Consider the following 14,643-nt stretch of genomic DNA (forward strand, 5'->3'; position numbering starts at 1 on the left):
CAATGACCATCGACCGCGTCGATACCATCATCACCAGCCCCGGACGCAACTTCGTCACCCTCAAGATCACGACCTCGGACGGCATCGTCGGCTGGGGGGACGCCACACTGAACGGGCGCGAGCTCTCGGTCGCCTCCTACCTGGAGGACCACGTCGCCTCGACCCTCATCGGCCGTGACGAGGACCGCATCGAGGACACCTGGCAGTACCTCTACCGCGGCCCCTACTGGCGGCGCGGACCGGTCACGATGGCGGCCATCGCCGCGGTCGACATGGCCCTGTGGGACATCAAGGCCAAGAAGGCCGGGATGCCGCTCTACCAGCTCCTCGGCGGTGCAAGCCGGTCGGGTGTCCGCGTCTACGCCCACGCCTCCGGCACCGACTACGACGCGCTCGCGAACGCGATCACCGGCTACCAGGAGCTCGGTTTCACCGCCGTGCGCGTGCAGACCGGTGTGCCGGGGCTCGGTCAGATCTACGGCGTCTCGGCGGCCGGACCGGGCGTGCGCTACGACTACGAGCCGGCCAAGCGCGCCGAGAACGGCCGCCCGAGCGAAGAGACGTGGGACACCCGCAACTACCTCAACCACATGCCGGGGATCTTCGCCAAGATCCGCGAGGACTTCGGCACCGACCTGCGGATCCTCCACGACGGCCACCATCGGATGACGCCGATCGAGGCCGCGCGCTTCGCGAAGGACATCGAGCCGTACGACCTGTTCTGGCTCGAGGACTGCACCCCGGGCGAGGACCAGACGGCGCTCCGCCTCGTGCGCCAGCACTCGACGACGCCGCTCGCGATCGGCGAGGTCTTCAACACCGTCTTCGACTACCAGACGCTCATCACCGAGCGCCTCATCGACTACGTCCGCTCCGCCGTCACCCACACCGGCGGCATCACCGCGATGAAGAAGCTGCTCGACTTCGCCGCGATCTACGGGATCAAGTCCGGCATCCACGGTCCGACCGACATCTCGCCCGTCGGGATGGCGGCAGCGCTCCACCTGGACCTCGCGATCCACAACTTCGGCATCCAGGAGTACATGCCGCACAACGAGCAGACGCTGGAGGTGTTCCAGACGTCATTCACGTTCGACCGCGGCTTCCTTCACCCGGGGGAGGAGCCCGGGCTCGGTGTCGAGCTCGACGAGGACGCAGCGGCCGCCTTCGAGTACACCAAGGCCTACCTCCCCGTGAACCGGCTCACGGACGGGACCGTCCATGACTGGTGACGTCGCGCGGCTTCCGCTCCCGCAGAAGACGGCGCAGTCGCGGCTCATCGTCGTGGCGCGAGCCAGGAGCGCCGAGGACTACGACCCCGTGCTGGAGGTGCTCATCGATGCCGGCATCCGCAGTGTCGAGCTGACCCTCACGACACCGGGGACGATCGAGCACCTCCCGGGGCTGATCGAGCGCTTCGGCGATGACGTCGACCTCGGGATCGGGACCGTGACGGACACCGACCAGCTCCGGCGCGCGGTGGATGCGGGCGCCCGCTACCTCGTCACCCCGATCACGGTTCCCGCGCTCCTCGCCGCGGCTGCGGAGGCCGGCGTGCCGCTCGTTCCCGGCGGGTTCACGCCGACCGAGTTGTTCGCCTCGTGGTCGGCCGGTGCGTCCGCCGTCAAGGTGTTCCCTGCCGGACGGCTCGGCGCGGGATACGTCAAGGATCTGCGGGGACCGTTCCCCGATATCGAGGTGGTGCCGTCCGGAGGCATCGACCTCGAGAGCGCCGCGCAGTGGCTTGCGGCCGGTGCCGCGGCCGTGAGCGTCGGCGGCCCGCTGCTGGGCGACGCGTTCCGGGGCGGCGACCTGGTCGCCCTCGGTGAGCGGGCCCGCGCGTTCGTCGCTGTCGCCGCCGGCGGCAGCGCATGACGGCCGTGTCCGACCGTCGACGGGTCGCGACGCTCGGCGAGACGATGGCCCTCGTGCGCAGCCGCGACATCGGCAGCCTCCGGCACGCGTCCGACCTCGCTCTCGGCGTCGGCGGCGCCGAGAGCAACGTCGCGATCGCCCTGCGCAGGCTCGGCGTCGACGTCACATGGCTCGGTCGGGTCGGTGACGATTCGCTGGGGGAGCGCGTCGTGCGCGAGATCCGCGCGGAGGGGGTCGACGCGCGCGCCGTCGTGGACGCGGGCGCCCCGACGGGCCTCATGCTCAAGGAGCGTCCCAACCCGACCTCGACCCGCGCGCTGTACTACCGATCCGGCTCGGCCGGATCGAGACTGTCGCCCTCCGACCTGCCCGACGGCTGGATCGAACAGGCCGACCTGCTCCATCTCACGGGGATCACGGCCCTCATCTCCGAATCGGCCCGCGAGACCCTCTCGGTCGCGATCGACCGCGCCCGAGCGGCCGGCGTCGTGGTGACCTTCGACATCAACTACCGATCCTCTCTCGCTGCTCCGGCCGTCGCGGGGCCGTGGCTCCGGGAGGTGGCCGAACGCGCCGACATCGTGTTCGGCGGCGCGGAGGAGTTCGAACTGCTCTCCCCGGGCACGGATGCCGCGGCCGCGTGCGAGCGCCTTCTCGCGCATCGCCCCACGGAGGTCGTGCTCAAGCGCGGCGCCGACGGCGCGACGACCATCCTGCCGACGCAGGTGGTCGACGCCCCGGGGTTCGTCGTCGATGTCGTCGACACGGTCGGAGCCGGCGACGCCTTCGTCGCGGGGTACCTGAGCGGCGTCCTGGATGGATCGGACGTCAGGGCGCGCTTGCACCGCGCCAACGTCTGCGGAGCGATGCTCTGCATGACGCCCGGCGACTGGGAGTCGAGTCCCACGCTTCGGGAGGTCCGGCAGTTCACCGCAGGCGTCGGCGACCCCGTGCTCCGCTGACGCGTCTCCCCGCCGTTTGGCGATCGAGGCGGATCGCGTTACGATACGGTACGTGTCGTATTCCGAAACCAACCCACGCCGTGCGGGGCGCCCGCGCGACGACAGCCGCGAGTCGCACATCCTCGCCGTCGTCAACGCGCTCCTCGCCGAGCGCGGCTACGACGGCGTCTCGTTCGAGGAGGTCGCCCGCCGAGCCGGCGCCTCCAAGCCGACGCTGTACCGCCGCTGGGCGAACAAGCGCGAGATGGTCGTCGCCGCACTGAAAGTCGGCCCGGCCCGCCGGGACGACGCCGACGCGATCGACACGGGGTCTCTGCGTGGCGACCTGCTGGCGCTGTGCCGGCGCCTGCTCACGACCCTCCGCTCGGCCGACGGCCAGACCGCGCTCGCGCTCCTGCAGGCCGGGTTCGAGGACCCGGAGCTCGGCGAGACGATCGAGCAGACGGTCGGCCCGACCGGTGCGCGCCTTCCGGTGGACGTCGTCGCGGCGGCGGTCCGCCGGGGCGAGCTGCCCGAGGGGGTCGACCCCTTCCCGTTCGAAGAGGTCACCGGCTCCGTGCTCCTGCTCCGCCGCCTCAACGGCCTCGCCGTCACCGACGACTACCTCGAGGCACTGGTCGACACCATCCTGATCCCCGCGCTCCGGGCGACGGCATCCGGCACCCGACCCCTTCCCGCCGGCATCTTCTCCGGACACCCGGCGACCGCCGACGCCTGACCGCCCACTCCACCACCCGACCACCCCCACGACCCAGGAGGCACATCCACCATGGCCACGATCGACGGCTTCAGCTACCAGACCATCCCCGGCAGCGGCGGCATTCCGCTGCACGTCGCGGTCGGCGGGACCGGCCCGGCGGTGGTGCTGCTCCACGGCTTTCCGCAGACCCACTACATGTGGCGCGAGGTCGCCCGGCGGCTCGCCGACGACCACACCGTGATCGTCCCCGACCTCCGCGGCTACGGCGAGAGCGGCAAGCCGGCGGAGGACGGACCGGACACCTACTCCAAGCGCACGATGGGCGACGACGTCGTGGCGGTCGCGTCCGCTCTCGGACACGACCGGTTCGGGCTCATCGGCCATGACCGCGGGGCGCTCGTCGGGGTCCGCGCCGCGCTCGACCACCCGGAGCGCGTGCAGTACCTCGGCATCCTCGACGTGCTGCCCACCCTCGACACCTGGGACGTGCTGCACGGGGTGGATGCGAAGATCGCCTGGCACCTCTACCTGATGGCCCAGCCGGTGGGGCTGCCCGAGCGCATGATCTCCGCGGTCGCCGACGACTTCTTCGCCTCGTTCCTCGACGCGTGGGACACCGACGGCACCACGTTCACGCCGGACGTGCGCAGGCACTACATCGACAGCTCGGCGGCGGCGGTGCCGTCGATCGTCGCCGACTACCGGGCGAGTGCCGGGATCGACCTGGAGCTGGATCGCGCCGATCGCGCCGCGGGCCGAGGGCTGGCCATGCCGGTCGGCGTCCTGTCGCAGGACTGGGGGTCGCAGCTCGGCTTCGACCCGCGCGCGATCTGGGGCGCCTGGTCGGACGACCTGGTCTACGAGCCGATCGACGCCGGCCACTTCATGGCCGAGGAGAAGCCGGATGACGTGGCCGGCTTCATCCGCTCGCTCGCCGCGCGCGCCCGCTCCTAGACCGGGTCAGTCGACCTCGCGCACCTGCCCGTGCTTGATGTGCAGGCGGCGCTGGGCGCGCTTCGCGACCGCGGTGTCATGCGTCACGATCACGACGGTGAGACCGCGGTCGCGCCACAGTCCCTCGAGCAGGTCCATGATCTCGTCCCGCGTCTCCTCGTCCAGGTTGCCCGTCGGCTCGTCCGCCAGCAGCACCTCCGGATCCTTGACCAGCGCCCGCGCGATCGCGACGCGCTGCTGCTGGCCGCCGGAGAGCTCCGACGGCAGGTGGTTGCCTCGGTCGGCGAGCCCGACCGAAGCCAGGGCTTCGGCGGCGCGGCGCTTGCGGTCGGCGGCGCTGACCTTGAGCGGCGCGAGAGCCGTCTCGACGTTCTCCTGCGCCGTGAGGGTCGGGATGAGATTGAACCCCTGGAAGACGAACCCGATCTCCTTCGCCCGGATCTTCGTGAGCCGTCCGTCGTGCTGCTTCGAGAGGCTGTCGGCGCCCAGCTCGACCGAGCCGGAGGTCGGCCGGTCGAGCGCCCCGAGCATCTGCAGCAGGGTCGACTTGCCTCCTCCGGTCGGCCCCTGGATGGCGACCAGCTGGCCGTCCGGGATGTCCAGGGTCACGTCGTTGAGGGCGACGACCTGGCGCTTGGACTGGCTGTAGGTCTTGGTGACGTCGGTCAGGGTGTACATGTGTGCTCCTTCGAGGGCGGGATGACCGGGTTCAGGCGACCGAGCGGAGGGCCGCGGCCGGGCGGAGTCGCGAGGCACGCCATCCGCCGATGGCCCCGGCGATCAGACCGCCGAGGACGGCGAGGCCGACCGCGCCGACGATGATCCACAGGGTCACCGGGGCGTGCAGGGCGATGTTCGCGGAGGTCGTCGCGGCCTCCCTGGCCGCTCCGAAGGCGCCGCCGAAGCCGCGGGCCGCGCCCTCGCCGGTCGCACCCGTCGCCGCACCGGAACGCCCGGCGGCGCCGCTGGTGGTGCCGTGGCTGATGCTGCCGGTCAGCGTCGGCGAGATCAGGTTGACGACCAGCACCCCGAGGAGGCCGACCGCGACGCCGATCACGCCGCCGATGACGCCCTGCACCACGGACTCGCCGGCGACCTGCCCGACGATGCGCCGGTTGGACCAGCCGATCGCCTTGAGGGTGCCGAACTCGCGGGTGCGCCGGGTGACGCCGGAGATGGTGAACAGGATGGCGATGAGGAACGCGGCCGCGAGCACGATCACCGACAGCCAGGTGCCGAGGTTCGCGATGAGCTGGCCGGCGCTGCCGAGGGAGCCGGAGACCGTCGAGGCGAGGTCGGCCTGCGTGCTGACCGTCGCCCCGGACACGGCCTTCGTCAGATCGGTCTTGATCTGGTCGATGTCGCCGGACGAGGCCGCCTTCACGTACACCGACGAGATCTTGCCGCTCTGCCCGGAGAGCGTTTGGGCGACATCCAGCGGGATGTACGCGTTCGCCGCGGTGGTCGCGTCGGAGCCGGTCGCCGCGACGATCCCGATGACCGAGAAGTCCGTGCCGCCGATCGTGATGGTGTCGCCGACGGCTTTGCTCGCCGTCTTGGCGTAGCTCGCGTCGAGCACCACCACATCCTTGCCCGCGTCCGCCGCCGTGAAGCTCCGGCCGCCGGTGAGGGTGACAGAGGCGAGCGGGCCGACGGACTTGCCGGCGGGATCGAGGCCGAGCACCGAGAACGAGTCGACGGTGAAGGAGCTGCCGCCTGCGCCGTCGGAGCCGCCCGTCGGGGGCGCGGTCGGCTGTGCCGCCTGACCGTTCTCGCGCTCCTGGCGCAGCTGCTGGAAGTTCGGCAGCGTCCCGCTGAAGCTGGTGTTCGTGAGCGAGAGCACGGCGGCGGCCGACTCGACGTTCTGCACCTTCTTCACCGTGGTGAGGGTGGATGCGTCCATGACCGTGGCGCCGCGGGTCGGTTCGAGACGGGAGGTGTTGACCTGCCGTGCGCCGCCGGTGTCGGTCCCGGCGTTGGCGCCGAAGTCGAAGCGTGGACCGCCTCCCGCGCCCTGCAGCCCGGTCGCGTTCTGCGCGGTCGCGGGCTGGCTCACCGTGATGTCTGTGCCCACCCCGTACACCGACTGCAGCACGCTCTCCTGCGCCTGGCGCACCCCCGCCGAGACCGCGTCCACGATGATGACCAGCGCGATCGCCAGGGCCATCCCGATGGCGATGATGATCGTCTGCTTGCGGCGGTTGAGCAACTCGCGCCGCAGATAGGTTCCGAACATGGGCTCCCAAACTGTGCTGTCGGATGAACGTCTGGCGTGAGGTTAGGAACGGCCGTTTTCGGGTCGCTGTGGCGAAGCTATGCATCTGCCGAGTGCCCGGTTTCCTGCGGATTGTCACATCCGGCGCCCCTGCCGTGTCGTACGGGTGAAGGCAACGAGAAGGAGGAATCCCATGCAGCAGCAGGCCCAGGTCGTGGTGATCGGAGGCGGGTATGCCGGAGTCGCGGCGGCCAACCGGCTCAGCGGTCGGGACGACGTCTCCGTGACCCTGGTGAACGCGCGGCCGGTCTTCGTCGAGCGCATCCGTCTCCACCAGCTGGCGGCGGGCACGGACGACGCGATCGTGGAGTTCGGGAAGGTGCTGGCGCCGTCGGTCCACCTGGTCGTCGACGCCGTCGAGCGCATCGACGCGCCCGCCCGACGGCTGGAGCTGTCGTCCGGCGGCCACCTCGACTACGACTACCTCGTCTACGCAGCGGGCAGCGTCCGCGCGCTGGCCGATGTCCCGGGCGCTACCGCGCACGCCCTCCCGATCGCGCAGCTCGGCGACGCGGACCGTCTGCGGGAGGAGCTGGCGGCACTCGGGTCGACGGCTCCGATCGCGGTGGTCGGCGGCGGTCCGCTCGGCATCGAGGTCGCCTCGGAGCTCGCCGAGCAGGGCCGTTCCGTCACGCTCTACTGCGGTGGACCCCTCGGCCCGTCGCTGCATCCCCGCGGACGCCGCTCCATCGCCCGGCGGCTCGCCGCGCTCGGCGTCACGGTCGAGGACGGCCCCGGCTCACGGGTGATGGCGGTCGAGCAGGATGCGGTGGTGCTGGCCGACGGGAGCACGCGCCCCAGCGCGCTCACCATCTGGGCGGCCGGGTTCGTCGCAGCCGACCTCGCGCGCCGCAGCGGACTCACCGTGGATGCCGCCGGCCGGCTCCTGACCGACGAGACCCTGACGAGCGTCGACGACGACCGCATCGTCGCGGCGGGCGACTCGGCCGCGCCGTCCGGGCTCCCGCTCCGGATGAGCTGCCAGGCCGCCGGGCCGCTCGGCGGTCACGCCGCCGACACCGTCCTCCGCCGGATCGACGGCCGCGACCCGGAGCCGTTGGTGATGGGATTCGTCGGTCTCTGCATCAGCCTGGGCCGCCGTCACGGGATCTTCCAGTTCGAGCACAGGAATGACACGGCGACGCGGGCGCACATCGGCGGCCGTGCGGGTGCGGTCGTGAAGGAGCTGGTCTGTCGGGGCACCGTGCAGCAGCTGACCCTCGAGGCGCGGCATCCCGGCGTCACTCGACTGCCTGCGGCCTTCGGCGACCGCGAGCGTCGCCGTATGCTCGCAGTGAACGGGTCGGCCCCTGAAGTCGCGGGCGCGACCCCGGGACGGGAGGGCGCATGAGCTCGCACCGGACGGATGCGGCGACGTCGCTCTTCGTGGCGCACCGCAACCTCCTCTTCACGGTGGCGTACGAGATGCTCGGCTCGGCGGCGGACGCCGAGGACGTGCTGCAGGAGACCTGGCTGCGCTGGAGCACCGTCGACCAGGCGGAGGTGCGGGAGCCCCGCGCCTACCTGGTGCGGATCGCGACCCGGCTGGCGCTCAACCGCCTCCGCAGTGCGCAGCATCGTCGCGAAGCATACGTCGGACCCTGGCTGCCCGAGCCCCTGCTGACCTCGCCCGATGTCGCGGACGACGCCGAGCTCGCGGAGAGCATCTCCATGGCCCTGATGGTGGTGCTGGAGACCCTCGGGCCGACCGAGCGCGCGGTGTTCGTGCTGCGCGAGATCTTCGGCTTCGAGTTCGACGAGATCGCAGCGGCGGTGGAGAAGACGCCGGCGACCGTGCGTCAGATCGCCCACCGCGCCCGGCAGCACGTGGAGGCGCGGCGCCCGCGGGTCAGTGTCACCGCCGATGAGGCGCGGGCCGCGCTGGACGCGTTTCGTATCGCGGTGGAGACCGGGGACGTGCAGGCGATGCTGAACGTGCTCGCCCCCGACGTCGTCCTCATCAGCGACGGCGGCGGAGTGAAGCAGGCCGCACTCCGGCCGATCCTCGGCGCCGACAAGGTGGCACGTTTCATCTCCGGCGGCATCCGGAAGACCGCCGTCGATTTCGCCATCGAACCGGCCGTCGTCAACGGCAACCCGGCACTGGCGCTGCATGTGGCGGGCGAGTTCGACGGGGTGCTGGCCGCCCGCGTCCAGGACGGCCGGATCACGGGGCTGTACATCGTCCGCAACCCGCAGAAACTGTCGTGGCTGGGGGAGGAGCTGACCCTGTCACTGCACTGATCGATCCAAATAGCCAAATGTTGGACATTTAGGGGAGCCTGCCCTAGCGTGGAGGAATGCCACGCATCGCCCCCAGTCCCACGCTCGCCGAACAGGTCACCGATCAGCTTCGTCGGCGGATCTTCGCGGGGGAGTTCCCCGTCGGCGCGCTCCTGCCGCCGGAGACGGAGCTGGCCGAAGAACTCGGCGTCAGCCGCAACAGCATCCGTGAAGCCCTCCGGTCGCTGGTCCACGCCGGGATGCTGGGCGCGCGGGCGGGATACGGCACTTTCGTGCGCGCCACGAACGACGTCGCTCCGACCCTGGCGCGACGCCTCGACCAGGAGCGCGACGTCGATGTCGCAGAGGTGCGTGCCCTCCTCGAGCGGGAGGCCGCCCGGCTCGCGGCCCTCCGGCGCACGCCCGAGCAGCTCGCGCGGTTGAACGAGGCCCTCGCCGAACGGACCGCGCTGATCGGCCTCCCCGGATACGACGACGCGGACATCGCCTTCCACCAGGCCCTCCTCGACGCCACCGGCAATTCCCTGCTGGCCGAGCTGTACCGCGGCGTCGGCGGCAACGAACGGGCTCTGCACGCCCTTCGCGACGAGGCCGCCGTGTCCGCCGACGGCGAGGCGCGACCCACCGACATCGACGAAGCGCACGCGCCCATCGTCGAGGCGGTCGCCGCGGGCGATCCGGTGGCCGCAGCCGCGGCGGCGGAGGCGGCGGTCCGCCTGATCAACGAGAGACAGGGCATCCGCCTGCCCGGATACGACGCGACGGGCACGGGCCGATGATGTCGGAAAGGACGGCGCTGCGCGGCGGCGGGAGCGGGGGCGCTCGCATCGTCCGGACCCTGAGTCCCGCGCTCGTCCTCACCGGTCTGCTGCTCGTCGCCGGAAACCTGCGAGCGGGGCTCACCACCGTCGGCCCAGTCCTCAGCGACATCACCAGTGCGCTCGGCCTCACCTCCGTCGCAGCGTCCGTGCTGGTCAGCCTCCCGCTCGTCGCGTTCGCCGTCGTGTCGCCGTTCGCGCCGCGTGTTGCGCGCGCGCTCGGGCTCGAACGGTCCCTGGCGCTCGCGCTCCTCCTCCTCGCCGGCGGCCTCCTGCTCCGCTCCCTCCCCGGCCTCGGCTCGCTCTGGACCGGCACGGCCCTCATCGGCGTCGCGATCGCCGTCCTCAACGTGGTGCTGCCCGCGTTGGTGAAACGCGACTTCCCCACGCGCATCGGGCAGATCACCGGCGCATATTCGGTCGTGCAGGCCGTCTTCGCCGCAATCGCGGCCGGTGTCGCCGTCCCGGTCGCCGGGCTGACGGCGGTCGGCTGGAGGCTCCCGCTCGGGATGTGGGCGGTGCTGGCGGTCATCGCGATCGCCGTCCTCGCACCGCAGCTGCGCCGCAGAACCGTCGTGCCCGACGGGCAGGAAGACCTGACCCTCGGTGGAGAGGGCCATCGCAGCGGCGGACGCTCGCCGTGGCGGTCGGCCCTCGCGTGGCAGGTGACCGCGTTCATGGGGCTGCAGTCGGTGGGCTTTTACATCTTCATCACCTGGCTGCCCTCGATCGAGAGGTCGGCGGGGATCAGCCCGGAGGCGGCCGGGTGGCACCAGCTCCTCCTCAATGGCTGCGGCATCGTCGGCAGCGTCACGTGCTCCTTCCTCATCCCGCGGTTCCGGGACCAGCGGCTGCTGGCCGCCGCGGCACCCGCCTTCACGGTGATCGCGATGCTCGGTGTGCTGTTCGCTCCGGCGCTCTCGGCCATCTGGGACAGCATCGCCGGGGTGGCGGGCGGTATCACGATCGTGCTGGCGCTCTCGTTCTTCGGCCTGCGCACCCGACACCACGCGCAGGCGGCCGCACTGTCGGGCATGGCGCAGTCCGTCGGCTACCTTGTCGCCGCCGCCGGCCCGATCGGCGTCGGCGCGCTTCACGACGCGACCGGGTCGTGGACGGGTCCTCTCCTGGTGGTCATCGGTGTGCAGGCCGTGCTCCTGGTGTTCGGTCTGCTGGCCGGACGGAACCGCATCCTGGAGTGACCCTGGGCGCTCAGAGAGTTCATAGGTTGTGCAAAGACGGCATCCATCACCCTCCTCATAATGAGAAAGGTGACCATCAACGCGCGCGCCGCCTCCGGCCCCTCCAGCCAGCCCCGTACCCTCCTGCGCCGCGCGGACGGCAGCGCCATCCGCGTGCTCGTCGTCGACGATGAGGCGACGCTGACGGACCTCCTCGCGATGGCCCTCCACTACGAGGACTGGGAGGTCAAGACCGCGTCGAACGGTCAGCAGGCGCTGCAGCTGTCGCGCGAGTTCAAGCCGGACGTCGTGGTGCTCGACATCATGCTCCCCGACATCGACGGCCTCCAGGTGCTGTCGCGGATGCGCGCCGACGGCAATGAGGCGCCCGTCCTCTTCCTCACCGCGAAGGACTCCCTCGACGACCGCATCGCCGGTCTCACCGCCGGCGGCGACGACTACGTGACCAAGCCGTTCAGCCTCGAGGAGCTCGTCGCGCGCCTGCGCGGTCTGCTGCGCCGGTCGCGCGCGGCGGTCGCCGACCACGACGACCCCGTGCTGATCGTGGGCGACCTCGTCCTCGATGAGGACAGCTACGAGGTCCACCGCGACGGCGAGCCCATCCAGCTGACCGCCACCGAGTTCGAACTGCTGCGCTTCCTGATGCGCAACCCGCGCCGCGTGCTCAGCAAGGCCCAGATCCTCGACCGGGTCTGGAGCTACGACTTCGGCGGATCGTCCAGTGTGGTCGAGCTCTACATCTCCTACCTGCGCAAGAAGATCGACGCCGGCCGCGCCCCGATGATCCACACCGTCCGCGGCGCCGGTTACATGGTGAAGGCCGCGCAATGACCTCCGCCCGCGACGCGGGCGCCCCGGTCACCGGGCCAGGCAGGACCGGTCGCGCGAGCGGCCGGTCCTGGCGTATCCGCCCGTTCCGCTCGTGGACCCTCCGGAGCCGCGTCGTGCTCGTCGTCGTGGCGATGCTGGCGGTGCTCGGCGCCGTGATCGGGACGGTCAGCGTGTTCGCGCTGCAGAACTACCTGATGCAGCGGCTGGACGGGCAGCTCACCTCCGCGCTCGACCGCGGCCAGCGGGCCGCCGATCGCATCTACGGCGATCAGCCGACAGGACCGGACGTGATCGGCATCGTCCAGACGCCGGGTCAGCAGACCGGCACGTTCGGCGTCATCCGCAGCGGCGACATGCTGCTGTACCCGGTCATCCTCTCCGAGAGGCCGGCCGGCAGCACGCCAGATCAGCCGGTGGCTCCGAAGCGGGTGCTCATCTCCACCACCGCCCTGCTCAGCCTGCCGTCGGACGGGCACCCGCGAACGATCGACCTCGGCGCGTCCCTGGGGGAGTACCGCGTCGCCGCGGTCGAGCTGACCAACGGCGACAGCGTCATCATCGGCCTCCCGCTCAGCGATGTGAACGCGACCGTCGCCCGGCTGACGCTCGTCATCGGGCTGGTCACCCTCGCCGGGCTGGTGTTCGCGTTCCTTCTCGCGAGCGTCGTCGTCCGGCTGGCGATGCGTCCGCTGGAGCGGGTCGCGGATACCGCGGAACAGGTCTCCTCCCTGCCGCTCGATCGAGGAGACGTCGCGCTCTCCGTCCGGGTCCCGGAGGCCGACACCGACCAGCACACCGAGGTCGGAAAGGTCGGCTCCGCCCTCAACCGGATGCTCGGCCACGTCGCCTCCGCCCTGACCGCACGCCAGGCGAGCGAGCAGAAGGTGCGCCAGTTCGTCGCCGACGCCAGCCACGAGCTGCGCACACCGCTCGCCTCCATCCGCGGCTACGCCGAACTGACCCGGCGAGCCCCGCACGAACTCCCGCCGGACGTCACGCACTCGCTCGGTCGCATCGAGTCGGAGGCGACCCGGATGACCTCCCTCGTGGAGGACCTGCTGCTGCTCGCCCGGCTCGACGAGGGCCGCGAGCTCGACCGCGATCCCGTGGACCTCTCCCTGCTGCTGGTGGATGCGCTGAGCGACGCCCACGCGGCCGGGCCCGACCACGAGTGGGCGCTCGACCTGCCCGACGAGCCCGTCGAGGTCGTCGGCGACGCCCCGCGACTGCACCAGGTGCTCATGAACCTGCTCGCGAACGCACGCGTGCACACGCCGGAGGGCACGAAGGTGACGGCCGGCCTGCGAGTGGATGAGGACGCGCACCGTGCCGTCATCACGGTCGCGGACGACGGACCGGGCATCCCGGAGGACATGCAGGCGACGCTGTTCGAGCGCTTCGCCCGAGGCGACAGCTCCCGCAACCGCGCCACCGGATCCACCGGCCTGGGCCTCGCCATCGTCCAGGCGGTCGTGCAGGCGCATGAGGGAGACGTGACGGTCACGAGCGAGCCGGGCCGGACCGTGTTCACGGTGACGCTGCCGCTCGTGCGGGCCGCCGTCTGAACCCGATTTGCAGACCGGGGTGCGCATCCCGTACCCTGTACGAAGCCAAAGACCGCTGGTTGTCGTGCTCGCACGACCGAAGATCCACTCAGGTGGGGGCCCGCGCAGGTGTATGAAGCAAGTTTCGCATTTTCTGCGTCGCCAGCTCCGTGCCTCTGCGCCGGAGCTTTTTTCTTTGTCCGGTGACGGTGTCGTCCAGCGACTTTGGCGGGCACACCGCTTCCGCGGTGTGCGACGAAGAAGATTGAGGAGTAGGCCATGGCGAACAAGGAAGCCACGGTCGCCGAGCTCACGAACCTGTTCGAGAGCTCGACCGCCGTTCTGCTGACCGAGTACCGCGGTCTCACTGTCGCTCAGCTCAAGCAGCTGCGCACGTCGATCAGTGAGCACGCGACCTACGCCGTGGTGAAGAACACGCTGACCAAGATCGCGGCCAACAACACGGGCATCTCGTCGTTCGACGAGGAGCTCGCTGGGCCGTCCGCGATCGCCTTCGTGCACGGTGACCCTGTCGCCGTCGCGAAGTCGCTGCGTGACTTCGCCAAGGCAAACCCTCTGCTTGTGGTCAAGGGCGGTTACTTCGACGGTAACCCGCTGACCGCAGAAGAGGTAGGCAAGCTCGCCGACCTCGAGTCCCGTGAGGTTCTGCTGGCCAAGCTGGCCGGCGCCTTCAAGGCCTCGCTGTTCGGAGCCGCATATCTGTTCAACGCACCGCTGTCGCAGGCCGTTCGCACGGTCGACGCGCTGCGTGAGAAGCAGGAGTCCGCTTCCTGAGTCCTCACGGACCAGGCCAGCGGTGAGTAACCACACACACTAAGGAGAGAACAATGGCAAAGCTTTCGACTGAGGAGCTGCTCGACGCGTTCAAGGAGCTCACGCTCATTGAGCTCAGCGAGTTCGTGAAGAAGTTCGAGGAGACCTTCGAGGTCACCGCCGCCGCCCCCGTCGCCGTGGCCGCTCCGGCCGCCGGTGGTGCGGGCGCCGCTGCCGAAGAGGTCGAGGAGAAGGACTCCTTCGACGTCGTCCTCGAGGCCGCCGGTGACAAGAAGATCCAGGTCATCAAGGAGGTGCGCGCCCTCACCAGCCTCGGCCTCGGTGAGGCGAAGGCCCTCGTTGACGGCGCTCCGAGCACCGTGCTCGAGGGTGCCAACAAGGAGACCGCTGACAAGGCGAAGGCCCAGCTCGAAGAGGCTGGCGCCACCGTCACCCTGAAGTAA

Annotated in this window: 15 protein-coding genes; 13 read left to right on the forward strand and 2 right to left on the reverse strand. The window is 70.7% G+C overall.

Translation table 11 applies throughout. The features are described from left to right. Positions 1-2: 2 nt before the first annotated feature. From manD to ABIC47_RS07895, 5 genes are read left to right on the forward strand one after another with little or no spacing between them, the layout of a single operon-like run. Complete coding sequence (manD, locus tag ABIC47_RS07875; protein WP_018189787.1) at positions 3-1,232, forward strand: D-mannonate dehydratase ManD; 1,230 nt, start codon at positions 3-5, stop codon at positions 1,230-1,232. After that, the gene (locus tag ABIC47_RS07880) at positions 1,222-1,875 is read left to right on the forward strand and encodes a bifunctional 4-hydroxy-2-oxoglutarate aldolase/2-dehydro-3-deoxy-phosphogluconate aldolase (protein WP_354479110.1); all 654 of its coding nucleotides are present in this window, start codon (positions 1,222-1,224) and stop codon (positions 1,873-1,875) included. Before manD ends, ABIC47_RS07880 begins: the two co-directional genes overlap by 11 nt. After that, a complete protein-coding gene (locus ABIC47_RS07885) occupies positions 1,872-2,837 on the forward strand; it encodes a sugar kinase (RefSeq protein ID WP_354479112.1) in 966 nt (321 codons plus the stop codon). The genes ABIC47_RS07880 and ABIC47_RS07885 overlap by 4 nt, the downstream gene beginning before the upstream one ends. 52 nt (positions 2,838-2,889) lie before the next feature. Then, the gene (locus tag ABIC47_RS07890; RefSeq protein ID WP_354479115.1) at positions 2,890-3,555 is read left to right on the forward strand and encodes a TetR/AcrR family transcriptional regulator; all 666 of its coding nucleotides are present in this window, start codon (positions 2,890-2,892) and stop codon (positions 3,553-3,555) included. A gap of 51 nt (positions 3,556-3,606) precedes the next feature. After that, complete coding sequence (locus ABIC47_RS07895; protein ID WP_354479118.1) at positions 3,607-4,491, forward strand: alpha/beta hydrolase; 885 nt, start codon at positions 3,607-3,609, stop codon at positions 4,489-4,491. 6 nt (positions 4,492-4,497) lie between these two features. On the opposite strand, the gene ABIC47_RS07900 is transcribed toward ABIC47_RS07895, so the two are convergent. Together ABIC47_RS07900 and ABIC47_RS07905 are read right to left on the reverse strand one after the other, a co-directional pair. Continuing rightward, positions 4,498-5,169: an ABC transporter ATP-binding protein gene (locus ABIC47_RS07900; protein ID WP_354479121.1), complete on the reverse strand. Its 672-nt coding sequence runs from the start codon at positions 5,167-5,169 to the stop codon at positions 4,498-4,500. 31 nt (positions 5,170-5,200) lie between these two features. Next, positions 5,201-6,727, reverse strand: a complete 1,527-nt coding sequence (locus ABIC47_RS07905; RefSeq protein WP_018189793.1) for an ABC transporter permease — start codon at positions 6,725-6,727, stop codon at positions 5,201-5,203. A 172-nt stretch (positions 6,728-6,899) separates the two neighbouring features. Between ABIC47_RS07905 and ABIC47_RS07910 the strand changes: the two genes are divergently transcribed. The 8 genes from ABIC47_RS07910 to rplL all read left to right on the forward strand — a co-directional run bounded on the left by ABIC47_RS07910 (position 6,900) and on the right by rplL (position 14,643). Then, entirely contained in the window at positions 6,900-8,117 is a 1,218-nt protein-coding gene (locus ABIC47_RS07910; RefSeq protein WP_354479124.1) for an NAD(P)/FAD-dependent oxidoreductase, read from the forward strand. After that, the gene (locus ABIC47_RS07915) at positions 8,114-9,010 is read left to right on the forward strand and encodes an RNA polymerase sigma-70 factor (RefSeq protein WP_354479127.1); all 897 of its coding nucleotides are present in this window, start codon (positions 8,114-8,116) and stop codon (positions 9,008-9,010) included. Before ABIC47_RS07910 ends, ABIC47_RS07915 begins: the two co-directional genes overlap by 4 nt. Positions 9,011-9,066: 56 nt before the next feature. Next, on the forward strand, positions 9,067-9,789 hold the full coding sequence (locus ABIC47_RS07920) for a FadR/GntR family transcriptional regulator (RefSeq protein WP_354479130.1): 723 nt from the start codon (positions 9,067-9,069) through the stop codon (positions 9,787-9,789). Continuing rightward, positions 9,789-11,030: a CynX/NimT family MFS transporter gene (locus ABIC47_RS07925; RefSeq protein ID WP_354479133.1), complete on the forward strand. Its 1,242-nt coding sequence runs from the start codon at positions 9,789-9,791 to the stop codon at positions 11,028-11,030. Before ABIC47_RS07920 ends, ABIC47_RS07925 begins: the two co-directional genes overlap by 1 nt. Positions 11,031-11,090: 60 nt before the next feature. Continuing rightward, a complete protein-coding gene (locus ABIC47_RS07930) occupies positions 11,091-11,861 on the forward strand; it encodes a response regulator transcription factor (RefSeq protein ID WP_269209383.1) in 771 nt (256 codons plus the stop codon). After that, positions 11,858-13,426, forward strand: a complete 1,569-nt coding sequence (locus ABIC47_RS07935; protein ID WP_354479136.1) for a sensor histidine kinase — start codon at positions 11,858-11,860, stop codon at positions 13,424-13,426. The genes ABIC47_RS07930 and ABIC47_RS07935 overlap by 4 nt, the downstream gene beginning before the upstream one ends. A 258-nt stretch (positions 13,427-13,684) precedes the next feature. Then, positions 13,685-14,200, forward strand: a complete 516-nt coding sequence (rplJ, locus tag ABIC47_RS07940; RefSeq protein WP_354479139.1) for a 50S ribosomal protein L10 — start codon at positions 13,685-13,687, stop codon at positions 14,198-14,200. 53 nt (positions 14,201-14,253) lie between these two features. Next, on the forward strand, positions 14,254-14,643 hold the full coding sequence (gene rplL / locus ABIC47_RS07945) for a 50S ribosomal protein L7/L12 (protein ID WP_018189800.1): 390 nt from the start codon (positions 14,254-14,256) through the stop codon (positions 14,641-14,643).

The organism is Leifsonia sp. 563, from assembly GCF_040545055.1.
GTDB lineage: Bacteria > Actinomycetota > Actinomycetes > Actinomycetales > Microbacteriaceae > Leifsonia.